18 protein-coding genes and 1 pseudogene are annotated in these 25546 nt (G+C 70.8%); 11 read left to right on the top strand and 8 right to left on the bottom strand.

The window, feature by feature from the left end; translation table 11 throughout:
- Nucleotides 1-63: 63 nt before the first annotated feature.
- Nucleotides 64-318: a hypothetical protein gene (locus Aut01nite_RS24815; RefSeq protein WP_152628473.1), complete on the top strand. Its 255-nt coding sequence runs from the start codon at nucleotides 64-66 to the stop codon at nucleotides 316-318.
- Nucleotides 319-432: 114 nt separating this feature from the next.
- On the opposite strand, the gene Aut01nite_RS24810 is transcribed toward Aut01nite_RS24815, so the two are convergent.
- Nucleotides 433-2118: a CocE/NonD family hydrolase gene (locus tag Aut01nite_RS24810; RefSeq protein ID WP_204037673.1), complete on the bottom strand. Its 1686-nt coding sequence runs from the start codon at nucleotides 2116-2118 to the stop codon at nucleotides 433-435.
- A gap of 598 nt (nucleotides 2119-2716) precedes the next feature.
- On the bottom strand, nucleotides 2717-3364 hold the full coding sequence (locus Aut01nite_RS24805; RefSeq protein ID WP_043522343.1) for a response regulator: 648 nt from the start codon (nucleotides 3362-3364) through the stop codon (nucleotides 2717-2719).
- A gap of 143 nt (nucleotides 3365-3507) precedes the next feature.
- Here Aut01nite_RS24805 and Aut01nite_RS24800 point away from each other — a divergent pair, with 143 nt between their 5' ends.
- From Aut01nite_RS24800 to Aut01nite_RS24770, 7 genes are all read left to right on the top strand, one after another.
- On the top strand, nucleotides 3508-5103 hold the full coding sequence (locus tag Aut01nite_RS24800) for a GAF domain-containing sensor histidine kinase (RefSeq protein WP_236642516.1): 1596 nt from the start codon (nucleotides 3508-3510) through the stop codon (nucleotides 5101-5103).
- A gap of 31 nt (nucleotides 5104-5134) precedes the next feature.
- A complete protein-coding gene (locus Aut01nite_RS24795) occupies nucleotides 5135-6091 on the top strand; it encodes an Acg family FMN-binding oxidoreductase (protein WP_043522340.1) in 957 nt (318 codons plus the stop codon).
- A 63-nt stretch (nucleotides 6092-6154) separates the two neighbouring features.
- On the top strand, nucleotides 6155-6844 hold the full coding sequence (locus Aut01nite_RS24790; protein ID WP_043522338.1) for an energy-coupling factor ABC transporter permease: 690 nt from the start codon (nucleotides 6155-6157) through the stop codon (nucleotides 6842-6844).
- Nucleotides 6841-7185: a PDGLE domain-containing protein gene (locus Aut01nite_RS24785; protein ID WP_043522336.1), complete on the top strand. Its 345-nt coding sequence runs from the start codon at nucleotides 6841-6843 to the stop codon at nucleotides 7183-7185. The genes Aut01nite_RS24790 and Aut01nite_RS24785 overlap by 4 nt, the downstream gene beginning before the upstream one ends.
- Nucleotides 7186-7932 (top strand): cobalt ECF transporter T component CbiQ, encoded by a 747-nt coding sequence (gene cbiQ, locus Aut01nite_RS24780; RefSeq protein ID WP_043522335.1) that lies wholly within the window; start codon nucleotides 7186-7188, stop codon nucleotides 7930-7932.
- Nucleotides 7933-7936: 4 nt separating this feature from the next.
- Nucleotides 7937-8689, top strand: coding sequence for an energy-coupling factor ABC transporter ATP-binding protein (locus Aut01nite_RS24775; protein ID WP_043522333.1), 753 nt, complete (start codon nucleotides 7937-7939; stop codon nucleotides 8687-8689).
- A gap of 134 nt (nucleotides 8690-8823) precedes the next feature.
- The gene (locus Aut01nite_RS24770) at nucleotides 8824-9642 is read left to right on the top strand and encodes a DUF2382 domain-containing protein (RefSeq protein ID WP_043522332.1); all 819 of its coding nucleotides are present in this window, start codon (nucleotides 8824-8826) and stop codon (nucleotides 9640-9642) included.
- 116 nt (nucleotides 9643-9758) lie between these two features.
- Here Aut01nite_RS24770 and Aut01nite_RS24765 read toward each other — a convergent pair whose 3' ends face one another.
- On the bottom strand, nucleotides 9759-10211 hold the full coding sequence (locus tag Aut01nite_RS24765) for a peptidoglycan-binding domain-containing protein (RefSeq protein ID WP_043522330.1): 453 nt from the start codon (nucleotides 10209-10211) through the stop codon (nucleotides 9759-9761).
- Between the two features lie 284 nt (nucleotides 10212-10495).
- Entirely contained in the window at nucleotides 10496-12928 is a 2433-nt protein-coding gene (locus tag Aut01nite_RS24760; protein ID WP_052163168.1) for a phosphoketolase family protein, read from the bottom strand.
- A 212-nt stretch (nucleotides 12929-13140) separates the two neighbouring features.
- Here Aut01nite_RS24760 and Aut01nite_RS24755 point away from each other — a divergent pair.
- Nucleotides 13141-13506, top strand: a pseudogene (locus Aut01nite_RS24755) (Na+/H+ antiporter NhaA); the annotation flags it as partial.
- A gap of 118 nt (nucleotides 13507-13624) precedes the next feature.
- Here Aut01nite_RS24755 and Aut01nite_RS24750 read toward each other — a convergent pair.
- Together Aut01nite_RS24750 and Aut01nite_RS24745 are read right to left on the bottom strand one after the other, a co-directional pair.
- Nucleotides 13625-14308 carry a hypothetical protein gene (locus tag Aut01nite_RS24750; protein ID WP_043522327.1) on the bottom strand — a complete coding sequence of 228 codons (684 nt, stop codon included), beginning with the start codon at nucleotides 14306-14308 and terminating at the stop codon, nucleotides 13625-13627.
- On the bottom strand, nucleotides 14309-15541 hold the full coding sequence (locus Aut01nite_RS24745) for a hypothetical protein (RefSeq protein ID WP_152628472.1): 1233 nt from the start codon (nucleotides 15539-15541) through the stop codon (nucleotides 14309-14311). It abuts the gene before it with no gap.
- 220 nt (nucleotides 15542-15761) lie between these two features.
- On the opposite strand from Aut01nite_RS24745, the gene Aut01nite_RS24740 reads away from it, so the two are divergent.
- Nucleotides 15762-19106, top strand: coding sequence for an NACHT domain-containing protein (locus tag Aut01nite_RS24740; protein WP_052163167.1), 3345 nt, complete (start codon nucleotides 15762-15764; stop codon nucleotides 19104-19106).
- Nucleotides 19107-19139: 33 nt separating this feature from the next.
- Here the strand turns inward: Aut01nite_RS24740 and Aut01nite_RS24735 are convergent, their stop codons facing one another.
- On the bottom strand, nucleotides 19140-19292 hold the full coding sequence (locus Aut01nite_RS24735; RefSeq protein ID WP_161790578.1) for a hypothetical protein: 153 nt from the start codon (nucleotides 19290-19292) through the stop codon (nucleotides 19140-19142).
- Nucleotides 19293-19867: 575 nt separating this feature from the next.
- On the opposite strand from Aut01nite_RS24735, the gene Aut01nite_RS24730 reads away from it, so the two are divergent.
- Nucleotides 19868-23206 carry an NACHT domain-containing protein gene (locus Aut01nite_RS24730; protein ID WP_052163166.1) on the top strand — a complete coding sequence of 1113 codons (3339 nt, stop codon included), beginning with the start codon at nucleotides 19868-19870 and terminating at the stop codon, nucleotides 23204-23206.
- A gap of 57 nt (nucleotides 23207-23263) precedes the next feature.
- Here Aut01nite_RS24730 and yicI read toward each other — a convergent pair whose 3' ends face one another.
- Nucleotides 23264-25522 carry an alpha-xylosidase gene (gene yicI / locus Aut01nite_RS24725; protein ID WP_043522324.1) on the bottom strand — a complete coding sequence of 753 codons (2259 nt, stop codon included), beginning with the start codon at nucleotides 25520-25522 and terminating at the stop codon, nucleotides 23264-23266.
- Nucleotides 25523-25546 lie beyond the last annotated feature (24 nt).

Raw genomic sequence — 25546 nt, 5'->3', positions numbered from 1 at the left:
GTGAACGGTCCATCGATCGGCGAGTGCGGCACGGGCCCGGTCCCCCGGTGGTGGACTCGCATCATGAACAAGCTGACCCTCCTGGCAGCCGGTCTCGGGATCGCCGCGGGCGCGGTGGTCACGGCGGGACCGGCCGCCGCCGGATGCCCGACCCGCACGATCTGCGAGACCCCCGGCCCGTCGGTGATCGGCCCCCCGCAGCCGGCCCCGAAGATCGTCCACCCCGACTCCTCCGTCATCCCGGCGCCCCGGCCGATCGCCCGGCCCAACGGCGCCCAGACGGTCCACCCGCAGATCGGATCGCTGGCCTGGCCGTGACTCAGGTGACCCGGTAGGCGGTGTAACGAACCGTGCCCGCCGCCCGGACCGGCGACGCTACGAAGATCGACTGCTCGAGGTGGGCGGCCTCCCGACCGCGAACCGGGGGCGCGCTCACGGGTGGCGCCACAGCGGCAGCTCGACGCCGGACGGGCGGGCCGGGGAATGCGAGATCTCCTGCGTGGCCCGGTGGGTGGCGGCCGCCGTCGCGGCCGGGTCGCCGGAACCCGGGTTACGGGCGTACCGCGGATGAGCGCCCGAACTGACCTGCACGCTGACCCGGTGACCCGCCCCGAACTCGTGGAACACCGGCCACAGCTCCACCGCGACCTCCCGGAACCCGTCCTCGCCGGCCGGCGGATCGGTGCCGGCCGCGGCGACACCGCCGATCCGGCGGATGCCGTCGCCGACCGTCATCACCCGGCCGTCCGGATGCACGTCACAGATCCGCACGAACACGTCGGCGCTCGGCTGCGACGACCGGAACCCGATCCGCGCCACCGGCGTGCCGGCGACCGTGACCGGCCCGGCGAGCGGTTCACCACGGAACACCACCACGTCGGTACGGGCCTCGTGCGCGGCGTTGTCCGACGGCCCCTGCCTCGGTTCCAGACTCGGCCCGCCGACCGCCGGGGTCGGATCGTCCGGGTCGTAGACGTAGGAGGTCACACCCCCGTCCGGCAGGTCCGGATGCAGGCGGCCGGACGCGTGCAGATGCCACGTCCCGCCGATCACCCCGGGCGGCGGCCAGGACGGCAGGTCGTGCCACTGCTGCGCGCCGGTACGGAACGCGCGGACCGGCGCGGACCGGCCACCCGGCCCACCGGCGAAGTGCTCCCGCAGGAACGCGGCCGACTCGGCGATCGCGGTGGCGCCCATCGCCCGGTCCGAATGCCCCCACGGGCCGATGGTCAGCCGCGGCGGACGGCCGGCGGCGGTGAGCTGGGCGTGATTGCGGATCTGCCAGGGCAGGAAGATGTCGTACCAGCCGGTGATCATGTAGACCGGCGCGGTCACGTCCGGCAACGAGGCGGTGTGCGACTGCCGCGTCCAGTACTCGTCGGTGAGCCGCTCGTGCCGCACCCAATCCTGATACCAGTGCACCCGGCGGCCGGTCGCCACCAGATCGCCGTCCGCCAGCGGCAGCGTGCCGAACCCGCGCCGCAGCTTCGGATCCGGGCGCACCATGCCGAGCAGCAGCGGCAGCATGTCCCGGCGGATCATCCGGTCCATCATCTGCGTCCAGCCCAGCGCGTTGCGCAGCGAGAAAGCGGCGTTGTCCCACGTGATCGCCCCGAAATCGGGCATCGTCACGAGCAGGCACAGGGCGTCCGGCGCGTTCTCCGGCTCCTCCCGCGCCAGGTGCCCGGCCACCGCCCACTGGGTGAAACCCATGTAACTCGGCCCGAACGTCGCGACCGTGCCGGTGAACCAGGGCTGCCTGCGCACCCACCGGTGGGTGGCGACGCCGTCGCGCTGCTCGTCGATCTGCGGGGTGAACACACCACCGGAGCCCCAGGTGCCCCGGCAACTCTGGAACAGCACCGGGAAACCCTCCCGGGCCAGCGCACGGGCCTGCCCGGCGACCGCGCCGCTGCGGCCGTACGGTCCCCGGATCACGATCGTCGGCAGCGCCGTCCCCACCCCCTCCGGGATGATCAGATCGGCGAGCAGTTCCACACCGTCGTCCATCGGCACCCGCAGGTTCTTCCGGACGGTGATGTCGTAGGGGCCCGGCGTGAGACCGGGCATGGTCCGCGACTGCACCCACCGGGACAGCCGCTGGCGGAGCTTGCTCATCGTGGTCCTTCGAGGGGAATCGTGCCGGCCGGCGACGGACCGCCCGGCTCATGCGGGCATCGAGCCGGTGGCAGGCCACCGGCTCGACCAAAGAACACGAGGCGACCGATACGGACGAGCAGACCGCGACACCTCTACCGGTCGCCATCGGTCAGCACCGAACCAGGCGGCCGATACGGAAAGGCGGACCGCGGCGCCTATCAAGCTCAGCGATCCGAAATGCCCGGAAAGATGCCATAAAAAGCACAGAAGCCGAGATCCCGCCTGATCTTGTTCGATGGAGCCCGGAGATCGACCCTGATCGAACAAGATCTCCGACAGGCCCCGATCTTGTACGGAGATTTTGAGGAGGATTCGGCCACAGAACAACCCCGAAGCGGGCCGCGGAACTCCGCACGCGGATCTGGCCACCCGGCGCCGCTCCGCCAGATCTTCAGCCGCACCCGGGGGACGACCGTGAGGGACCGCTCTGCCGCGACCGGGGGTGACCGGGACGGGCATGCATGTCCCGCACCCGGGGGACGGCCGTGCGGGAACGCCTGCCGTGGCCGCCGCGAGTCACGGGACGCTGCGTGGCCCGTACCGGGGAAGGGGTTTCTCAGTGCCGGGAGGGATGGTCGCCGAGGAGTTTGGTGGCCAGGACGGCGGCCTGCGTACGCCGTTCCAGGCCGAGCTTGGCGAGCAGGCTGGACACGTAGTTCTTGACCGTCTTCTCGGCGAGGAACATCCGGCCGGCGATCTCCCGGTTGGTGAGGCCCTCGGCGACGAACTCCAGGATGCGCCGCTCCTGATCGGTCAGCGAGGCCAGTTCCCGCGGCTGCTCGACACCGTTGCGGATGCGCTCCAGGACACGCTGGGTGACCGCCGGGTCGAGCAGGGACTGGCCGGCGGCGACCCGGCGGACGGCGTCGACCAGGTCGGTGCCGCGGATCTGCTTGAGCACGTAACCGGAGGCGCCCGCCATGATCGCGGCGAACAGGGCCTCGTCGTCCTCGTAGGAGGTGAGGATGAGGCCCTTGATGGAGGAGTCGACGGCCCGCACGTCGCGGCACACGTCGATGCCGTTGCCGTCGGGCAGGCGGGCGTCGAGGACGGCCACGTCGGGGCGCAGGGCGGGGATGCGCCGGGCCGCCTCCTGGGCGGACCCGGATTCACCGACCACCTCGATGTCCCCGCCGGCCTGGAGCAGGTCGACGAGGCCGCGGCGGACGACTTCGTGGTCGTCGAGGAGGAAGACTCGGATCATGTCTCATTCCTACCTTCTCGACGGCCCGGTCACCTAGGGACCAAAGTCCCTCCCGATAGTCTCGGCACGTGGCCGAAGCATCGACACCCTCGCTGGGGCTCAGTCCGCTCTCCCGGGTCCGGCTCGACGAGTTGCTGCAGGAGATGCAGAACCGGGTCGGCGACATCGTCACCAGCCGGGAGCGGCTGCGGGCGCTGCTCGACGCGGTGGTCGGCATCGGGACCGACCTCGACCTCAGCAGCACTCTGCAGCGGATCGTCGAGGCGGCGTGCACGCTGGCCGGCGCGCGGTACGGCGCTCTCGGCGTGCTGGCCGCGGACCGGCGCAGTCTCTCCGACTTCGTCACGCACGGCATCGATCCGGCGGCGCACGCGCGGATCGGCGATCTGCCGCACGGCCGTGGCGTGCTGGGCCTGTTGATCACCGAGCCGCGACCGGTGCGGCTGCCGGACATCACCAGGCATCCCGACTCGTACGGTTTCCCGCCGCACCATCCGCCGATGCACAGTTTCCTCGGCGTCCCGGTCCGTACCCGTGATCAGATCTTCGGCAATCTCTATCTGGCCGAGAAGCAGGGCGCCGACGAGTTCACCGAGGACGACGAGGAGATCGTGGTGGCGCTGGCCGCCGCGGCCGGGGTGGCGATCGACAACGCCCGTCTGTACGCGCTGGCGCAGCGCCGGGAGCGCTGGCTGTCGGCCGCCGCGGAGATCACCGGGGTGCTGGTCGGCCGGGTGCGCCGGACCGAGGCGCTGCGGCTGATCGCCCGCCGGGCCCGCGAGGTGGCCGACGCCGAGCAGGTTCTGGTGCTGCTGTACGAGCCGGACGGCGACCGCTACCGGGTCGAGGTGGTGGAGGGCGCCGATTCGGCGCTGACCGGCAAGGTGCTGCCGGCGTTCGACGCCCAGGGGTCGTACCGGCTGGTCGAGGATCTGCGGGAGGCCGCCGAGTGGCCCGCCCCGGTGCCGGACGGCCCGGCCCTGGTCGCGCCGTTGCAGAGCACCCCGCAGGGGGTGTTGATCGTGAGCCGCCCGGCCAGCGTCGACGACGCGGCGCTGCTGTCCACGTTCGCCGGGCAGGCGGCGCTGGCGCTGGAGCGGGCCCGGGCGCAGGAGGAGCGGGAGTTGCTGGCCGTGCTGGAGGACCGTGAGCGGATCGCCCGGGACCTGCACGACGTGGTGATCCAGCGGCTGTTCGCGACCGGCATGCAGTTGCAGGGCGCGGTCGCCCCGGCCGGGACGCGGCCGGAGGTGGTGAAGCGGATCAACGCGGCGGTCGACGATCTGGACGCGACGATCCGCGACATCCGCCGGTCGATCTTCGAGTTGCGGGCGCCGGTCGACGCGACGCTGCGCACGGAGCTGCGGGACACCTGTGACGCGGCCTTGGACACGCTCGGTTTCCGGCCGACGCTGGAGACGTCCGGCCCGGTGGAGAGCGCGGTGCCGGACGACATCGTGCCGGAGCTGATCGCGGTGCTGCGGGAGGCGCTGTCGAACGTGGCCCGGCACGCCGGGGCGCGCAGTGTGCGGGTCTCGGTCCGGATCGACGGCGGGCAGGTGATCCTGCAGGTCGAGGACGACGGGGTGGGCATCGACCCGAGCCTGGCCCGCGGTGGTGTCGTCAACATGGGCGAGCGGGCCGGCGACCTGGGCGGCACGTTCGAGATCGGGCCCCGCTCGAACGGCAGCGGCACCCTGGTCACCTGGCGCGTGCCCCTAGGGACCTTCGGCCCTTAACGGAAACCGGCGGGCGCGTCACCGTGGAGACATGAACGCCTACGACCTGTCGGACCTGCGGCGCGCCGCCGCGGCAGCAGTCCGGGCTCCTTCCATGCACAACAGCCAGCCGTGGGCGTTCCGCCTGCGTGACGGCGCGGTCGAGGTGCTCGCCGATCCGGGCCGTCAGCTGTCCGTCGCCGACGGCGGTGGCTGGGCTCTGCGGCTGGCGCTCGGCGCGGCGACCTTCAACGCCCGGCTGGCGCTGGCCTGGGCCGGCACCCCGGCCGAGGTGAGGCTGCTGCCGGACGGCGAGGATCCGGATCTGATCGCCCGTCTCACCCCGGCCCCGCACCGGCCGCCGACCTACACCGAGCGGGATCTGTACGCGGCGATCGAGCGCCGGCACAGCAACCGCCGGCCGTTCTGGCCGGATCCGGTGCCGGCCGACGTGCGCATGCGGTTGATCGAGGCGGCCCGGGTGGAGGGCGCCTGGCTGGACCTGCTGGTCGGGATGACGGCCCTGTCGGGTTTCTCGGAGATCGCGCACAGCGCCGACCGGGTGTTGCGCCGCGACGCCCGCTACCAGGCCGAGCTGATCACCTGGACGGACACCGCGTCGGAGGTGGAGGGGATCCCGGTGGCGGCCGCCGCGGCGGTGGCCGAGGCCCAGGACCTGCTGCCGCAGCGGGACTTCGGCGGGGGGCGGCGCGCGCCGGGCCGTGACTACGAGCCGGAGCCGCTGGTCGGTATCCTCGGCACGTCCGGGGACCGCCGGGTGGACCAGCTGATGGCCGGGCAGGCGCTGCAGCACGTGCTGCTGACCGCGACCGACGCCGGGCTGTCGAGCTCGATGATCTCGCAGCCGATCGAGGTGCCGCCGGCCCGCGACCAGTTGCGCCGTTCGCTGGGACGGACCGGGTTCCCGCAGATCGCGTTCCGGGTGGGGTACGGCCTGCCGGGTCCCGCGGCGCCCCGGCGGGACGTGGCGGACGTCATCGTCGGGTGAAGATCATCACTGGCTTAGTTGCCAACTGTAGGCAACAACCACCTGTACTCATATGCTGACCGCATGGACGTGCAGGCGATGCACATCGCGAACGGGATCATCAACGGTCCCGTCTCGGCGATCTTCATAGCGATAGCGGCAGCGGGCCTCGCGGTCTGCGTGTGGCGGGCCAAGGTCGACCTCGACGACCGGCTCGCCCCGATGGCGGGTCTGGTCGCGGCGTTCATCTTCGCCGTCCAGATGCTCAACATCCAGGTGCTCCCGGGCGTCTCCGGCCACCTGCTCGGCGGCACCCTCGCGGTGATCCTGGTCGGCCCGTGGGTCGGCGCGCTGTGCGTGGCCACCGTGCTGCTGGTGCAGGCGCTGGTGTTCGCCGACGGCGGCCTGACCGCGATCGGTCTCAACATCACCAACATGGCGCTGCTCGGCACCGCGGCGGCGTACCTGCTGGTCGCTCTGCTCCTGCGGATCCTGCCGCGGACCACCGGCGGGCTCGGCGCGACGGCCCTGATCGCCTCGGTCGTCGGTGTCGTGGTCGCCGCGATGGGCTTCGTGGTGGAGTACGCGCTGGGCGGCACCACCGAGCTGTCGCTGGGCGCGATCGCCGCGACGATGGCCGGCACGCACACGCTGATCGGTGTCGTCGAGGGCCTGATCGCCGCCAGCACCGTGGTCACCGTGGCGAAGGTCCGCCCCGATCTGGTCTACGCCCTGCGCGCCTTCCGCGCCCAGCCGATCAAGGTGCCCGCATGAAGAAGAAGACCTTCCTGATCACCGGCCTCCTGGTCACCCTGCTGCTGGCCGGCGTGGTCAGCAACTTCGCGTCCGGCAGCCCGGACGGCCTGGACCACGCCGCCCGGGAGGGCTGCACGTTCAACGCCGACGACGAGATCACCGGCGGCACCTGCATGGCCCAGCAGGAGCAGGACCACCAGCTCGCCGGCAGCCCGCTCGCCGACTACGGCGTCAAGGGCATCGACAACGAGTTCCTCTCCACCGGCCTGTCCGGGGTCGCCGGGGTGCTGCTCACGTTCGCGATCGGCGGCGGCCTGTTCTGGCTGCTGCGGCGCCGCGAACCCAGCCGGAAGGCGTAGGTGGAGCGCCTCTTCCTCGACCGGGACAGCCGGGTGCACCGGCTCTCCCCCGAGGTCAAGATCGCGGCGGTGCTGCTGTTCACCGTGGTCGTGGTGATCACGCCGCGCGAGGAGTTCACCGCCTTCGCCGGTTACGCCGTCCTGATCGCCCTGGTCACCGCGCCGGCCCGGGTGCCGGCCGGCTGGCTGCTCCGACGATCGACCATCGAGCTGCCGTTCGTGCTGCTCGCCGTGCTGCTGCCGATCTTCGGCCACGGCGAGCGGGTGGACTGGCTCGGCCTGTCGCTGTCGGTCGACGGCCTGTACGGAGCGTGGAACATCGTCGCCAAGGGCACCCTCGGCGTGCTGGCGTCGCTGCTGCTGGCCGCCACCACCACGATGCGGGACCTGATCAGCGGCCTGGACCGGCTACGCTGCCCGGCCGTGATCACTCAGATCATGACGTTCATGCTGCGCTACGTCGACGTGCTGATCGACGACGCCCGCCGGATGCGGATCGCCCGGCTCGCCCGCGCCTACGACCCCCGGTTCCTCTGGCAGGCCAAGGCGTTCGCGGTCGGTGTCGGCTCGCTGTTCCTGCGCTCCTACGAGCGTGGTGAGCGGGTCTATCTGGCCATGCTGTCCCGCGGTTACACCGGGACGATGCCGTCGGTCGCGGGCCGCGCGCCGGCCCGCGAGTGGGCGATCTCGTCGGCGCTGCCGGTGGCCGCCGCCGGGATGGCCGTCGCGGCCGCCGCCCTACCATGACCACATGACCGCGGCGCTCCGGATCACCGGCCTCACCTTCGCCTACCCCGACGGGCGGGAGGCGCTGCGCGGCGTCGACCTGACCCTCACGCCCGGCGAGCGGGTGGCGCTGCTCGGGCCGAACGGCGCCGGCAAGACCACCCTGGTGCTGCACCTCAACGGCATCCTGCACGGCGGCGCCGGCCGGGTGGAGATCTCCGGGCTGCCGGTGACGCCCGGCGATCGCAAGGCGATCACCGAGATCCGCCGCCGGGTCGGCGTCGTCTTCCAGGATCCCGACGACCAGCTGTTCATGCCGACGGTCGCGGAGGACGTCGCCTTCGGTCCCGCCAATCTGGGGGTACGGGGTGACGAGCTGGACGCTCGTGTCACCGAGGCGCTGACCGCCGTGGGGATGCTGGAGCACCGTGACCAGATCCCGCATCACCTGTCGTTCGGCCAGCGGCGCCGGGTGGCCGTGGCCACCGTGCTGGCGATGCGCCCGGAGATCCTGGTGCTGGACGAGCCGTCGTCGAACCTCGACCCGGCCAGCCGCCGTGAGCTGGCGGAGATCATCGAGTCGTTGCCGGTGACCGTGCTGATGGTGACCCACGACCTGCCGTACGCGCTGGAGCTGTGCCCCCGTTCGGTGATCCTGGACGCCGGCCGGATCGTCGCCGACGCGCCCACCGGCGAACTGCTGGCCGACCGTGACCTGATGGCCGCGCACCGTCTGGAGCTCCCGTTCGGTTTCGACCCGGCCGCCGTCCGCCGCTGACCACGCCGCGTTACCGACCTGCCGCGCCGTTCGGGATGTCTTCGCCCGCATGAGCGCTTTGAACTGCGAAGACACGCGCTTGAGGGCGATCACCGAGGGTATGTCTCTCCGTAACCGACTGAGAGGAGCGTGCCATGATCACGCAGGAGCAGATCCCCACCCTTTACGAGCGTGACGTCTTCGACCGCGACGGTGACCGGGTCGGCAGCGTCGGAGCGATGTGGAGCGACTCGGCCGGCCGGCCGACCTGGGCCTCCGTGCGTACCGGCCTGTTCGGCAGGAACGAGTCCCTGGTGCCGCTCGACCATGCCGAGCTGACCGGCGACCGGCTCGTGGTGCCGTTCGACAAGGCGCAGATCAAGGACGCGCCGAACATCGACGCCGCCGCCGACGAGCCGCTGGCCGACGCCGAGGTGGAGATGCTGTACCGGCACTACGACATGAGCTGGGACGAGAGCTTCCGTACGGCCGGTGGGAGCGCCCAGGCGACCGGCGAGTACGGCAGCATCATGGACGAGGACATGCCGGCCACGACCGCGCGGGCCGCCACCGGCCGGCGGGCGGCGGGCGACGACGCGATGACCCGCTCGGAGGAGCGCCTCAACGTTCACACCGAGAAGGAGCAGGTCGGCCGGGCCCGGCTGCGCAAGTACGTGGTGACCGAGCAGCAGCAGATCACCGTGCCGGTCATGCACGAGGAGGTGCGGCTGGAACGGGAGCCGATCACCGCCGCCAACCGCGACGCCGCCTACAGCGGACCGGCCATCACCGAGTCCGAACACGAGGTCACCCTGCACGCCGAGCGTCCCGTGGTGACCACCGAGACGGTTCCGGTCGAGCGGGTGCGCCTGGGCAAGGAGACCGTCGCCGAGGAGCGGACCGTCGGCGGCGCGGTGCGTAAGGAGCACATCGAGGCGGAACTGCCGGACGAGCCCCGCCGCACCATCGGCTGACGCCGACGACGATCGGTGGCCGGCCGCGTACGCCGGGAGGGTTTCCGCCGTGACGCGGCGGTGAGACGACGATGCCCCGCTCCCGTGTGGGATGCGGGGCATCGGTCAGCGCCCGATCAGGCGGCCTTGGAGAGTGGGGCCGCCTCACGCAGGCCGCTGACCAGGGCCTGCCACGTACGCGGGCCGACCACCCCGTCCACTTCGACCGGCACTCCCCCGTCCCGGATCGACGCCTGCAGGTCACGGATCGCCGCCTCGGTCTTCGGCCCGTAGATGCCGTCGGCGCCGTCGAGGGCGAACTCCTCCTGAAGACCGCGCACCGCGCTGCCCCGCATGCCCGGCCGGACCGGAATGAGCAGCGCCTTCCACGTCTCGGCGTCGACGATGCCGTCGTCGGGAAGGTTCTTGGCCCGCTGGACGGCGCGTACCGCGTCGCCGGTCTCGGACCCGAAGACGCCGTCGATGGCGACCGTGTGACCGTGGGCGAGCAGCAGGTACTGCAGGGTCTGCACCTGGTGGTCGGTGGAGCCCTGCCGGGTCGTCGGCCAGGGGTTCAGGGTGGCGGTCATAGAGGGGATCCCCTTCCTCTTCGTCGAGCGACGGGTGTTGTGCTCCCCTCACCTTCGCGTTACCGGCCGATGAATAAAAGGGTGAGACAGGTCTCGGCCAAGGATTCGCAAGAAATGATTGGATCTTGCTGACCGATTCGCGAACTCCGATACGCAAACCGCGCGCGAATCTGAAGACTCGCGCGCGGTAACGCTCACCATCGAGCACCGTGCAGTGGGATTTCCCACCGTGAAGATCACGAGCGCCGAGCCGGGGCGGGTCGGTGCCCCGGCTCGGCGCACGGTCAGTGCTGGGCCCAGTCCCCGAGCGACCAGTCCCGCACCTCCGGCATGTCCTCCAGGTGCTCGACCACGTACTTCTCGTGCCTCTCCAGCTGCGACTCGCACCAGGACTTCAGCTCGCTGGCGCCGGCCGGCAGCCGCTTCGCGTTGTTGATCGCGTCGATCACCAGGTGGTACCGCGACGCCCGGTTGCGGACCGTCATGTCGAACGGCGTGGTGGTGGTGCCCTCCTCGATGAAGCCGCGGACCCGGAACCGGTCGGCGTCCGGCCGGCCGTGCACCAGCTGGTGGATGGCGCCCGGGTAGCCGTGGAAGGCGAACACCACGTCCACGTGGTCGGTGAACAGCTCGCGGAACATCGTCTCCGTCATGCCGTGCGGGTGGTCCTTCGGCCGCGGCAGGGCCATCAGGTCGACCACGTTGACGACCCGGACCTTGAGCTGCGGCAGCTTCTCCTTCAGCAGCTGCGCGGCCGCCACCGTCTCCATGGTCACCACGTCACCCGCGCAGGCCAGGACGACGTCCGGGTCCCGGTCGCCGTCGTCGTTGCCCGCCCAGTCCCAGATGCCGGCGCCCTTGGCGCAGTGCTCGATCGCCTGGTCCATGGTCAGCCACTGCAGCTGCGGCTGCTTGTCGATGACGATCAGATTGACGTACGACCGCGAGCGGAAGCAGTGATCGGCGACCGAGAGCAGGGTGTTCGCGTCCGGCGGCAGGTAGACGCGGGCGACCGTGCCCCGCTGGTTGAGCACCACCTGGATCAGGCCGGGCCCCTGGTGCGAGAAGCCGTTGTGGTCGTTGCGCCAGGCCGTCGAGGTGAGCAGGATGTTCAGGCTCGGCACCTTGGCCCGCCAGGGCAGGTGCGACGCCTCCTGGAGCCACTTGCCGTGCTGGACCGTCTGCGACGCGCTGACCATGGCGAACGCCTCGTAGGTGGCGAACATGCCGTGCCGCCCGGTGAGGTTGTACCCCTCCAGCCAGCCGTGGCAGTTGTGCTCGGACAGCACCTCCATGACCCGGCCCTTGTTGCTGATCTTCACGTCGTCGCCGGTGACGGACTCCATGAAGCCGCGGTCGGAGACCTCGAACACGGCGCCGAGCCGGTTGCTGTTGGTCTCGTCCGGGCAGAACAGCCGGAACCGGTCGGGGTTGCGGGTGTAGATGTCGCGCATCAGCTCACCCAGCTTGCGGGTGGACTCGGCGCGGCCCTCGGCGGGGCGCTTCACGTCGACGGCGTAGTCCCGGAAGTCCGGGATGTCGAGGTCCTTGGTGAGCAGGCCGCCGTTGGCGTGCGGGGTCGCGCTCATCCGCAGGTCGCCGGGCGGGGCCATGTCCCGGATCTGCTGCACCGGGGCGCCGGTCGCGTCGAACAGCTCCTCCGGCCGGTACGACTTGAGCCACTTCTCCAGCTCGCGCAGGTGGTCCTCGTGGCCCTTGACACCGGACAGCGGCACCTGGTGGGAGCGCCACGTGCCGGTCACCTGGATCCCGTCGATCTTCTCGGGTCCGGTCCAGCCCTTGGGCGTACGCATGACGATCAGTGGCCACCGCGGCCGGGTGCCGTCCCACGTACCGCCGCGGGCCTCGCTCTGAATGCTCTTGATCTTGCCCCACGCCTCGGCGAGCACCGCCGCGAACCGGTGGTGCATGCCCGGCAGGTCGGCGCCCTCGACCTCGATCACGTCGTACCCGTGGCCCTCGAGGAGTTTGCGCACCTCGGCCGGGTCCTTGCGGGCCAGCACCGTCGGGCCGGCGATCTTCGCGCCGTTGAGGTGCAGGATCGGCAGGACCGCGCCGTCGTGCTCGGGGTTGATGAAGGAGACGCCCTTCCAGGAGCCCTCCAGGGGGCCGGTCTCCGCCTCGCCGTCACCGACCACCGCGATGGCGAGCAGGTCGGGATTGTCCATCACCGCGCCGAACGCGTGGACCAGCACGTAGCCGAGCTCGCCGCCCTCGTGGATGGAGCCGGGCGTGGTCACGCTGACGTGGCTGGGGATGCCACCGGGCGAGGAGAACTGGCGGAACAGCCGGAGCAGGCCGCCCTCGGACAGATCCACCTTCGGGTACACCTCGGAGTAGGTGCCCTCCAGATAGCCGGCGGCGACCAGCGCCGGGCCGCCGTGCCCGGGACCGGCCAGGTAGATGGCCTGCTGCCCGGTCTGCTTGATCAGCCGGGAGACGTGGGCGTAGACGAACGACAGGCCCGGGCTGGTGCCCCAGTGCCCGAGCAGGCGCGGTTTGATGTGCTCACTCTTCAGCGGCTCGCGCAGCAGCGGGTTGCCCTGCAGGTAGATCTGACCGATGGTCAGGTAATTGTTCGCCCGCCACCAGGCATCGAGGGCGGCCACCTCGGTGTCGTCCGGAGCGGCGAGCCTCCGCACGAGGTCCTGGTCGAATGTGGCGGCCCGATTGTCCGAAACGGCGGTCACGGTCATTCCTCTCGACATGGTCTTTCGAGTTCCTGACTGGTCACGATCAACTTATCGACGGTATGGACGTGCGACACGGGTCCTTCGGCCCCTCCGGACGGGACGTTACCCGCGCCGCTGCCCGGCACACACGATGGAACATGAAGGTCACGTGAAGTGGTCCGCGGTGTGCTGGGAAGTCCGGTCAGCGGTCCCGTCCGCGTACCCGAAGGATCCCGATGACGCTCCTCTCCCGCGGGTCCTGGCCCGAGGCCCGCCGCGTCGCCGACATCCTGCGCACCGAGACCGTTGGTGGGCTGCTCCTGCTCGGCGCCACGATCCTCGCGCTGGCCTGGGCGAACTCCCCATGGGTAAACAACTACCAGGATCTGGCCGCCGGCACCGTCGGCCCGGCGGAATGGCACCTCGACCTGTCCCTGTCAGCGTGGGCCGCCGACGGCCTTCCGGCGATCCTCTTCTTCGTCGCCGGGCTGGAACTCAAACGGGAGTTCGTCGCCGGTGACCTTCGCGATCCGCGCCGGGCGGCGCTTCCGGCGGCGGCCGCGGTAGGAGGCATGGCCGTACCGGCGCTGATCTACGCCGCCGGGCAGCACTCCCGGCTCGCCGACCAGGTCGCGGCGCTCGGGCCGATGCCCGGGTCCCCGGTGAGCGGCGGCGACGCCGCGAAGGCCGCCGCCCACCACCGGGACCTGGCCCGCCGGTTCAGCAGTCCACCGGGACCGACCGCCGGTTCTTGATCTGGACGATGATCTGGGCGGTCGGGACGCGCAGGCTGTCCCGGGTCTTCACGTCGTAGAAGACGGTCGTCACCGGGTTCTGCCCGAGATAGAGCAGACAGCGGCGATCCATCAGATTGAGCAGGCGATCCGGGTGCTCGGCGCTCCACGCCGCCGACGCCGGGACCGCCTGCACCGCCAGCACCGGGATCCGCGGCAGGTAGGCCAGGTACACGTTGCGGACCAGGTAACCCTTGCGGGCCTCGGTGCCGGCCAGCCACGCCGCGACCGGCAGCAGCGTCAACACCAGCGCGACCGCCGCCAGGGCACACTGCGCGGCCAGCCGGGCGGCCGCCTCCCGCCACGGCCGCCGGAGCGGCCGGAACAGGCCGTATCCGCCGCGGACCGCCACCGCCGGCCCGAACAGCAGCACGGCGACCACCAGGACCAGCTCGACGGTGCCGATCAGCTGGCTGGACAGGATCTCGACGTAGCCGTAGCCGACCTCCTGCGGGGTCGCCCGCAACTGCATGTAGAAGGTGACGTAGGCCAGGCGCAGCACCCCGTACAGCAGCACCCCGGCGACGGTGAGCAGCGGGGACGCGTACTTCACCGCCCAGTCCAGGAAGGTCTCGCCCTCCCGGGCCGGACGGCGCTGCCGCACGCCCATTCAGCCCCTCACCCCGAAGTACCAGGTCAGGCCGTTGTTCAGCCGTTCCGGCTCGACCGGCTCCGGCTCCACCCAGATCCCGTAACTCCGTGGCTGCCGGGGCAGCGTCCACCGGATCTCCCCCTCGCCCCGCCCGTCCACCACCAGATCGGGCAGGTCGGTGAGCACCTCGAAGCCCGGCGACACGCCGCGGTCGCGGTAGACCGTGACCAGCACCCGGCTGCCGGGCCGGTAACCGGCCGCACGGATCGCGACGGCCGCTCCCGGCGGGAACACGCCGGCCGCGCCGCCCGGACGGAACGCGCCGGGAGCGCCGATCGCCGCACCGACCGAGAACGCGGTCCGGGGCTCACGGGACGGCACCACGATGATCTCACCGCGGGTCTCCACGATCGCGGCGCCCGGCGCCTCCTCGGTGCCGGTGTCCACCTCGCCCACGACCTCGAAGCGGTGGATGCCCGACTCGGTCAGCGGGGAACCGGGCGCGCCGGGCCGTACCGGCCACTCCCAGCCGGACATGGACCCGCCGTAGAAGCCGGGCAGCCGGGTCTCCACGCCGCTCGGCGACCGGAGGCGGAACACCGGTTCGCGGCGCTTGGCGTAATTCAGGCACACCTGCGCGGCCTGGAGCCGCTGCACGACGTAGATCTCGTCCGATCCGCCGGGCTTCCCGCCGCCGCATCCCCAGCCGGGCGTCGAGATCAGCAGGTCCTGGAGCCAGCCCGGCCGGCGGCGCGGCTCCACCGACGGCGACGGTGACGTCGTCGGCACCGGCGCCGTCACCGTGGGCGCCGGCCGTACCGGCTTGCCGGTACGCGGCCCCGGACCGGCCGTTCTCCCGCCGCCGGGCCCGCTCGGCTTCTCGATGCGGCTTCTCGGCCCGGACGGCAGCCGATCGGGTCCCGGTCCGACCGGCACCCGATCGAGTCCCGGCCCCGCCGGCAGCCGATCGGCGGGCGGCGGCCTCAACGGCAGCGCCGGCAACGCCGCGGCCGATGCCGTCACCGGTGCGGACACCGCGCCCGGGCCCGCCTCGCCGCCGGCCGGGCCCGCCTCGCCACCGGCCCGGCTCGACGCGTCGAGTGGATGCGGGGTGACCGAGACCGACGACAGCGGCCCCTCCGGCGGATCGAACTCGTCCGAACCGGAACAGCCCCCGAGCACGACCATCAGAACGGCGGCCACCACTCCCCCGAGCCGCCGCACGCGGCGACGGTGATCGACCCTGCGCATTCCCGCCCACCTCCCACCCGAGACTGGAACCGGACGCCACTATGCGGCTCCTCCGGACCACACCGGCGGCGGCGCGACCGGATGCCCATCCCCCGGGTGACCTCCCGGTACGCCCAGCCCACCTGCCTCGTTGCACCGTCGGTGCCCGTATCGGTGCCCGTATCGGTGCCCGTATCGGTGCCCGTTCGCCGATCCCGCCGCGGACGCCCATGATGGAGCGATGGCACGGTCGCTGAGCTACGCCGACGCCGCTCGCCTTCTCGGCGGCCAGAACAGCAAGATCATCACCGCCCTGGAGAAGATCGCCGGCGTCCTCATGCTCGGCACCGCGCCGGTGGCGGACGCGGTGCTGAGCTGGTTCGACGCCAAGGCCGACTTCGTCCGCCTGAGCAACGAACTCGTCCGCAACCTCGCCGAACACCGCAGCGGCCTGTCCCGCTACGGCCGCACCGAACGCCTCGAAGCCGCCCACACCGTCATCGTCGTGACCGCCTTCTTCGAGGCTCTCACCGAGATGCAGTTGCCCGTGGAACTCGCCGAGATGGAACTGACCAAGGCGGAACAGTTGGCCGTCGCCCGCCGCGCCGCCTCCCGGCACGACCCGGTCGTCCTCGGGCCGGGCCCGGGCACCTTCCTCGCCACGGTCATGTCCAACAGTCTTCCCATGCCGACCCCACAGGAGCCGCCGGAAGCGTTCCTGACCCGGCTGCGCCGCTACTATGTGGATCTTGCGAAATCCTTCGGCGGATTCGTCACCGGCCTCGCGCTCGGGGACCAGCTTCCACGAGCCTCCCGCGAACTTTTCGACGTGGCGCTACGCCTGGTTCCGGACCACGCCTGCGCGAGGTACCAGGATTCGTTCCGCACCTTGGCGGCCGAGTTCCCCGAGGTGGCCCGCTGGGCGAGCCAGCACGAGCAGCGCGCCACCCGTGCCGCTCTCGCCGCCGTCGAGGAGACGCTGCTGCGAATCTCCACCGGCCAGGCGCCAGGCGTCCGCCGGGCCGCCCTGACCGACGCCTACCGCGCCGCTCTGAACGAGCCGATCGTCGAGACCGGCAACGCACCCGGCGGAATCCACATGCCGTCGCTCGGTCAGGCATACCGGCCGTCCCGGTTCAGGGTGTCCGACGTGCTGCCGGGCGTCCGGGTGAGCGACGAGCAGTGGTGGAGCGGCCTGCCCGTCCGCGACGACATCGAAGACTTCCTGATCGGACACCTCACCTCACCGCAAGCGAGCCGGGCTCCGCTGCTGGTGCTCGGTCAACCCGGATCGGGGAAGTCGGTGCTCACCAAGGTGCTCGCGGCGCGACTGCCGGCCGCCGACTTCCTTCCGGTCCGGGTCGAGCTGCGCTCCGCGCCCGCTGCGGCCGATCTGCAGGACCAACTCGAACACGCCATCCGCGCCGCCACCGGTGACCGGGTGGAATGGCCCGGCCTGGTCGGCTCGTCCGGTGACGCGATGCCGGTGATCCTGCTGGACGGCTTCGACGAACTGCTCCAGGCTCTCGGGGTCAGCCAGAGCGACTACCTGACGCGCGTGGCTGATTTCCAGCGTCGCGAGGCCACCCAGGGACGACCGGTCGCTGTGCTGGTGACCACGCGGACGGCGGTCGCCGACCGGGCACAGGCGCCGGAACATGCCGTGGCGATCCGTCTGGAGCCGTTCGATCGGAAACAGGTGACCGACTGGCTGGAGGTCTGGAACGCCACGAACGCGTCCGTCCTGGCCGCGCGCGGTCTGGCGCCCCTGACCCCGGCCGCCGCGCTGACCCACCCCGAACTCGCCGAACAGCCGCTGCTGCTGTTGATGCTCGCTCTCTACGACGCGGACGCCAACGCTCTGCAACGAGGCGACAGCGATCTTCGCGCCGACCAGCTCTATGAGCGGCTACTGCGCAGTTTCGCCGTCCGCGAGGTTCGTAAGAGCCGGAGCGATCTCAGCGAGCGCGAGCTGGCGGCAGCCGTCGAGAACGAACTGCTGCAACTGTCCGTCGTCGCGTTCGCGATGTTCAACCGAGCCGCCCTGTGGATCTCCGAAGACGACCTCGACCGCGACCTGACCGGGTTTCTCGGAATGGCCCGCGCGAAGACCGGGGCGGATCTACGGACCCCGTTGCGGGCCGCCGATCTGGCGATCGGCAGGTTCTTCTTCATCCACCGGGCTCGCAGCGAGCACGGCGAGCAGCACCGGGGAACCTACGAATTCCTGCACGCCACCTTCGGTGAGTTCTTCGTGGCCCGCCTCACCTGGCAGATCCTGCGGGCCATGGCGGCCCGGGAGACAGTGACGGCCGGGCCGTTCGCCGCTGAGACCGCCGACGACGGCCGCCTGCGGGCGCTGCTCTCCTACGAACCCCTCAGCCTCCGGCAGGCGGTGATCCGCTTCCTCCGGGCGATGATGGCGGAGTCGGGCCCCGCAGAGCTCGCGGCGCTTCGCGGGCTGCTGCTGCGGTTGTTCCGGTCGGTCCCGTACTCACCTCCGGACAACCGCTACACCGGATATCGGCCGTGCCGTCACAGCGAGCCGGGGAAGTATGCCGTCTACAGCGCGAATCTCCTGCTGCTGATCGCCTGCGCCGGCGACGAGGTGAGCACCGACGATCTCTTTCCCGGCATCGATCCGGTGCGGGCGTGGAGCAGCCAGGCGCTCCTGTGGCAGTCCCAGTTCAGTGACGACACCTGGCACGGGTTCGTCCGCACGCTGACGATCGAGCGCCTGTGGGACGGCGACCGCCGGGTCATGCGGCTCGGCATGGACGACGGATCGTGGGTAACACCGGCCCTCGACATGTACTGGACGTTCGGCTTCCCGCCGGAGAACCACAATCGTCGTGGCTTCACCTGGAACTACGTCGACCTGCACGGCGAGGCTCTACGCCGCAGCGCCCATTTCGTCGGCGGGAGAACGAACGATGCCCTGCACAACGCGCTGGAGCCGATGACGACCGGTCTGGGCATCGGTCTCAACACCTTCGTCGGCTGGTCCGCCGACGCGTGCCCGTCGGCAGCGCACACGCTCCTCCGACTGTTGATGACGCCCCTCGACGGCAGCCGGACGGAACATCGGGAGACCACCTACCACCAGGCAGCCAAGATCATCTCCTCGGACTTCCCGCAATGGTCCGACGACGACTACCTCCGGTACGGCAGCGCGTTGCTGGCGCTGCTCGCCGCTGATCCCTCCGCCACGCCCCGGCTCACCGCCCATGTGCTCCGGATCATCGGGGGAAGCACCCGGACCGAGGTCGTGAACGCCTTGGCGTCCGGAATCATCCGGTGCGCGCTGCGGTTCCTCGGCTCCCACCACCGCAGCGACTTGAGCCTGGCCATGCTCATCGCCGACGTGATCGACCGGACCCACGCACCCATCGGCTGGACGGGCCGGCTGCTCGATCATCTGACCGCGGCCGAGGTCGTGGCCAGACTGAAGGATCTCGGTCTGGCGATCCCCCGCGTACTGATCGACCGCTTCGCCACCGCGGAGGCGTTCGACGAGGTGGCGCGACAACGACCCGACCTGGCCAGGAGTCTGCGGGAGATCCGTCGTGCCGAGAGGCGACCGTGACCGGCCGGCGCCGCAGCGCCGCCGGCCGGGGTGTCAGACGAGGAGGTCGATGCAGTCGAAGGCGACGCCGGGGCTCAGGTAGGTGTCGCCGGAGGAACCGCTGACCACCGACAATCTCAGGATGTTCCACTGGCTGGTGTCGGTCTGGAACGCCGACGCCAGGATCGCGTACGTCAGCGTCGACATGTACGAGCGGACGCGCCCACCGTCAGGCTGCGGGTTCCGGAGTCGGCCGGGATCGACGACGTCCAGCCGTTGACCGACACCCGATGGCGGCCGCCCGCATACCTGGCGGACAGGCCGATACGCAGCGTGCGGCGACGGCGAATGCGACGGTGTACGTGTACGCGGTGTCACGGCCGTTGATGCCGGCGACCCGGCCGCGGCTCGAGGCGGGCACATAGCCCTTGATGCCGAGCGAGTCCGCCCACGAGGTGGTGATGTTCCTGGCGTAGAGGCTGCTCGACGGGGCGCCGCCGTCGGTGGACCGAGGATGTACGGTCCAACCCGTACCGCTGGGCCTCGGTGTTGGCCATGTCGTACCAGACGATCTCGTACGGATCGGGTGAGGCCGTGCTGCCGCTGCGCAACAACGACCGGAAGAACGGGCCGCCGGACGCTTCTCGTGATTGCTGCGCACCATCCAGACACCGGCCGTACCGGCCGCGTTGTGCACGCTGACGTCCACCCCAACCGGTGTCCATGACGAAGCCGGGCCCCGGGCCGGCGGGTTTGTCGTACCCCCGGTCCAGAATGGATCCGTGGCAAGGTCGCTGAGTTACGCAGACGCCGCCCGGATCCTCGGCGGCCAGGACAGCAAGGTCGTCACCGCCCTGGAGAAGACGGCCGGGTGGCTGATGGCCGGCACGGCTCCGTTCGTGGGCGATGTGCTGGGCTGGTTCGACTACAAGGCCGACCTGGTCCGCCTGAGTCACGACCTGGTCCGGGGCCTGTCCGAGCGCAAGAGCGGCCTGTCCCGCTACGACCGCACCGAGCGTCTGGAGGCGGCGCTGACGGTCATCGCCGTCGCCTCCTTCTTCGAGGCCCTCGACGAGGCCGACCTGCCGTCCCGCTTCACCGACCTGCAACCCACGAAAGCCGAGCAGCTCACCCTGGCCGGCAGCGGCGGCACCGTTCCGGAGTCGGGGCTCGGCTGGATGGTGGAGGCCCTCCGATCCATCGCCGAGTGGCAGCCCAGCCCTCAGCAGTCCCCGGAGGACTACCTCGCGGCGCTCCGGCGGCGATACACCGCGATGATCGACGTCCTGCACCGTTTCCTGAGCGGGCTCGCAGGCTGGGAGAGTCTGGACGAGACCGGGCGCGCACGTTTCCTGACAGCCCTGCGAGCCACGCCGCAGCGGGCCTGCGAGCGCTACGACGAGTCCTTCCGGCAGCTGGTGGCCGAGTTCCCGGAGGTGGCCTGCTGGGCCGGCCAGCGGGAGCACCGGTCCACCCGGGCGGCGCTCGCCGACACCCGGGCGGCGCTCGCCGGCCTGGAGGAGATCCTCCTGTCGATCTCGACCGGCCGCGCGCCCGGTGACCGGCGGCGGAGCCTGGACGCGGCGAACCGGGCGGAGCTGAGCCGCCGGGTGGCCGAGTCGGGCGACGTCCCCGACGGCATCCGGATGCCCACTCTCGGGCAGGCCTACGTGCCGCCCCGCTTCCGGGCCGCCGACGTGGCGGCGGCCTCGATGATCAGCGAAGAGTCCTGGTGGTCCGGGCGCCCGGCACGCGAGGACCTCCAGGACTTCCTGGTGGGCCATCTGACCTCGCCGCAGGCGGTTCGTGCGCCGCTGCTGGTGCTCGGGCAGCCCGGCTCCGGCAAATCGGTGCTGACCCGGGTGCTGGGGGCCCGGCTGCCACCCGCCGACTTCATGCCGGTGCGGGTCGTGTTGCGCGACGCCCCGGTCACCGGTGACCTGCAGGACCAGATCGAGCACGCGTTCCGCCGGTCCACCGGCGAGCGGGCCGATTGGCCGGAGCTGTCCAGGGCGGCCGGCGACGCGCTTCCGGTGATCATGCTGGACGGTTTCGACGAGCTGCTGCAGGCGGTCGGCGTGAGCCAGACCGACTATCTCGTCAAGGTCGCCAGGTTCCAGCAGCGCGAGGCGGAGCAGGGCCGCCCGGTCGCGGTGATCGTCACGACACGGACAGCGGTCGCCGACCGGGCCCGCGCGCCCGAGCAGACCGTCGCCGTGCGCCTCGAACCGTTCGACGACGAGCGGGTGGCCACCTGGCTGGCGATCTGGAACGAGGTCAACACCGGCAACTTCACGGCCCGCGGTCTCGACCCGCTGCCCGCCGCCACGGTGCTGGCCCACCCCGTGCTCGCCGAGCAGCCGTTGCTGCTGCTGATGCTGGCGCTCTACGACGCCGACGGCAACGCCCTGCAACGCTCCGGCGCCGACCTGCGCGCCGACGAGCTCTATGAGCGGTTGCTGCGCAGCTTCGCGATCCGGGAGATCACCAAGCATCATCCCGGCCTGTCCGAGCGAGAGCTGGCGGCGGCCGTGGAGACCGAGCTGCGGCGGCTGTCCGTGGTGGCGTTCGCGATGTTCAACCGGGCCGCGCTCTGGGTCACCGAAGCCGACCTGGGTCTCGACCTCGCCGCCCTGCCGTTCGGCAGTCCCCCGCGCCGGGCGCCGGACCCCGATCTCCGCGCGCCGCTGGAGGCCGCCGAGCTGACGCTCGGCCGGTTCTTCTTCATCCACCGGGCGCGGGCGCTCCGGGACGACAACCGCATCCAGACGTACGAGTTCCTGCACGCCACCTTCGCTGAATACTTCGTCGCGCGCCTGACCTGGCAGGTGATCCGGGACGTGGCGGCCCGGGAGGCGGCGTCGATCCTGTCGTTCGACGCGGCCCCGGCGGACGACGAGCTGCTGCGGGCGCTGCTGTCGTTCCAGCCGCTGTGCCTGCGCGCCCCGGTCGTCGACTTCCTCCAGGCACTGGCGTCGTCCGCCCCGGCCGGTGTGCGCGACGACGTCCGGCAGGTGGCGCTGCGCCTGTTCCGGACGGTCAACCACACGCCACCCGGCACCCGCTACGCCGGCTACCTCCCGATGACGGCGAGCGAGCCGGGGCGCTACGCGACCTACGCCGCCAATCTCCTGCTCCTGGCCCTCTGCACCGGGCCGGTGCGGGCCCGCGAGCTGTACCCGGAGCAGGACGATCCGGTGGATCCGTGGCATGCGCAGGCTCTGTTGTGGCGTTCCCAGCTGTCCGTGGACGGCTGGACGAGCCTGGTCGCCACCATCGACCTGGACCGCCTCTGGGAGAACGACCGGCGCGACCTCGGACTGGAGCTGGCCTCCGCGCCGCCGACCATGCCGGTGGTGGACATCCGCTGGACTTTCGAGATCGAGCCGACCGGACCTGACCAGTATTCACAGCACCCCGATCTCAATCCGCTCGAGGTGCACCGCAAGGCCTATTTCCAGTGCGGGGTGCTCGACGACATGGCGCACCATGCGCTGGAGCCGTTCGCCCACGATCCGATCACGCATTTCAACAATTTCGCCGAGGCGGCCGGCAGCACAGATCAAGCCCTCGTCTCGCCGGCGCACCTCTTCGCCAAACTCTTCGTTCGCCCATCGCCGAGCGACTATTCGACAGCCACGACCATCGCCGCCGCTAACGTCCTCACCCGCGGCGCGGACGCGGACACCGTGGGCTTGGACGCATGCAGCAGGGTGATGAAGCTGACGTTGAATCGTCTCTGCACGGATGAGACAGCTACCGCTCAGGATTGCGCCGATTTCCTGGAAATGTTCATCAACGCCGACCTCGTGCTTCGGCCGTTACGCAATGATGTCCTTCGTTGCCTGCTGCACTTCTACGGCAGGGACTCGGAAGCCGATGAGAAGATCGCCGCTGTACTGGATGAGATCCTCCAGCAATCCGTGCGGGAGCTGGACGCGGTGCTGATCACGGACGCGCTGGTGCGGGTCTTCGAGAAGTCGAAACTGCGGAGCCTTCCCACGGAGCTGGCCGACCCCGCCGAGCGCAACGCTCTCCTGGAGAAGGTCGCGCCGATCCGGCCGGATCTCGTGGGACGGTTCGAGCGCATGGTGGAGGCACTGGACGGCCCCGGTCACTGAAGGTGTGTGGAGTTCGGCCGTTGTATGCGCCCGAACTCCACACACCCGCGAGGGCTGTCAGCCCAGGGTGAGGGTGCAACTGTCCTGGTCGGCGGCGAGTTCGGTGACCGTGTCGCCGAGCTTGACGTTCCAGGGCAGCGGGTGGCCCATGCGGCCGACGACGATCTGGGAGCCTTCGACCGAGACGGTGAAGACGGTGTCGGCGCCGGCGGGGCCGGGGACGACGACTGCCGTCTTACCGGGGGCGGGTTCGAAGAGGTGCAGGGTGACGCCGTCGCGGTAGTCGTAGTCGGGACGGTCCTGGCGGGCTCCGACCGGGAGCACCGTTCCGGGGCGGACCAGCAGGGGGGCGGTGTCGAAGCCGTGAGTCTCCTGGATCCAGGCGGGGCCTTCGACGGTCGTGGCGGTTCCGGTGGCGGGAAGGTAACGGGTCCAGCGGCCGGCCGGGACGTAGTAGGAGACGTCGCCCGCGGCGGCGAAGACCGGGGCGACCAGCAGGTCCGGGCCGAGCATGTACTGGCGGTCCAGGTAGGTCACGGCCGGGTCGGCCGGGAAGGCGACGGCCATCGGGCGCATCACCGGCAGGCCGGTCAGGTGGGCCTCGCGGGCGGCGGCGTAGATGTAGGGCATCAGCCGGTGCTTGAGGTGGGTGAACGAGCGCAGCACGTCCACCGCCTCCTCGTCGAACAGCCACGGCACCCGGTACGAGGAGCTGCCGTGCAGGCGGCTGTGTGAGGACAGCAGGCCGAACGCCACCCAGCGTTTGAACACGGCCGGGTCCGGCATGCCCTCGAAGCCGCCGATGTCGTGGCTCCAGAAACCGAAACCGGACGACATCAGGGACAGGCCGCCGCGCAGGCTCTCCGCCATCGACTCGAAGGTGCTGGAGTTGTCGCCGCCCCAGTGGACCGGGAACTGCTGGCCGCCGACGGTGGCCGAGCGGGCGAACAGGACGGCCTCGCCCTCGCCCTTGACCTCGCGCAGCACGTCGAAGACGACCTCGTTGTAGAGCTGCGTGTAGTAGTTGTGCATCCGCTCCGGGTCGGAGCCGTCGTGCCACACCACGTCGGTGGGCACGCGTTCGCCGAAGTCGGATTTGAACGCGTCGACGCCCATCTCGGCCAGGGCGCGGAGTTTCCCGGCGTACCACTCGCGGGCTTCCGGGTTGGTGAAGTCGACGAGGGCCATGCCGGCCTGCCACAGGTCCCATTGGAAGACGTCACCGTTGGGCCGGCGTACCAGGAAGCCCTTGGATTTGCCCTCGGCGAAGAGCGGGGAGCGCTGGGCGATGTACGGGTTGATCCACAGGCAGGTCTTGAGTCCCCGGTCGGCGAGGCGTTTGAGCATGCCCGGCGGGTCGGGGAAGACTCGGGAGTCCCATTCGAAGTCGCACCAGTTGAACTCGCGCATCCAGAAGCAGTCGAAGTGGAAGACCGACAGCGGCAGGTCGCGGTCGGCCATGCCGCCGACGAACTTGTTGACCGTCTCCTCGTCGTAGTCGGTGGTGAAGCTGGTGGTCAGCCACAGGCCGAAGGACCAGGCCGGCGGCAAGGCGGGCCGGCCGGTCAGCGCGGTGTACTTGCGGATGACGTCGGCCGGGGTGGGGCCGTAGATCACCAGGTAGGAGAGGCGCTGCCCGGCGACGCTGAACTGGGTGCGGGTGACCATCTCGGAGGCGACCTCGAAGGACACCTTGCCGGGGTGGTCGACGAGGACGCCGTACCCGCCGTTGGTGAAGTAGAACGGGACGTTCTTGTAGGACTGTTCGCTGCTGGTGCCGCCGTCCTCCTGCCAGACGTCGACGGTCTGCCCGTTCTTGACCAGCGGCCCGAACCGCTCCCCCAGGCCGTAGACGGCGTGCCCGACGCCGAGGTCGAGCTGCTCGTGGATGTAGTCGCCGTCCGGCCCGGTGACGACGCCCATGCCCTTCCACCCGCTGCCGGTGAGCCGTCTACCGTCGGCCAGGAAGTCGAGCGCCCAGTTGTCGCCGTCGGAGAAGCGGGCGGTCAGCGCCCCCGACGTGATCGAGGTGGCGTCGACCGTCACGTCGCCCGGCGACTCCGAAATGTGGAAATTCGGGGTTAGGGAACGCTCTCCCTGGAAGTGCTCGATGGTCACCCGGATGACGTCGGGCGCCGGGGCGGTGCAGGTGACGGTGATCAGAGGCGCGTTCAGGGTGTCGCCGCGGTGGTGGATCCGCCGGACCGCGGCCCAGGCGGTCAGCGAGTCCGCCCCGGGCTGGGTGTCCTGCAGGTGTGCGGGGTGCAGCACGGTGAGGCCGTCACGTTTGCGCCAGTAGCCGTCGGTGAACTTCATGAATTTCCTTTACGAAAGCGAGAG

The organism is Actinoplanes utahensis (genome assembly GCF_016862455.1).
Taxonomy (GTDB): Bacteria; Actinomycetota; Actinomycetes; order Mycobacteriales; family Micromonosporaceae; genus Actinoplanes; species Actinoplanes utahensis.
Note: the sequence above shows the minus strand (reverse complement) of the source record. Positions and strands in the feature narration are given on the sequence as shown.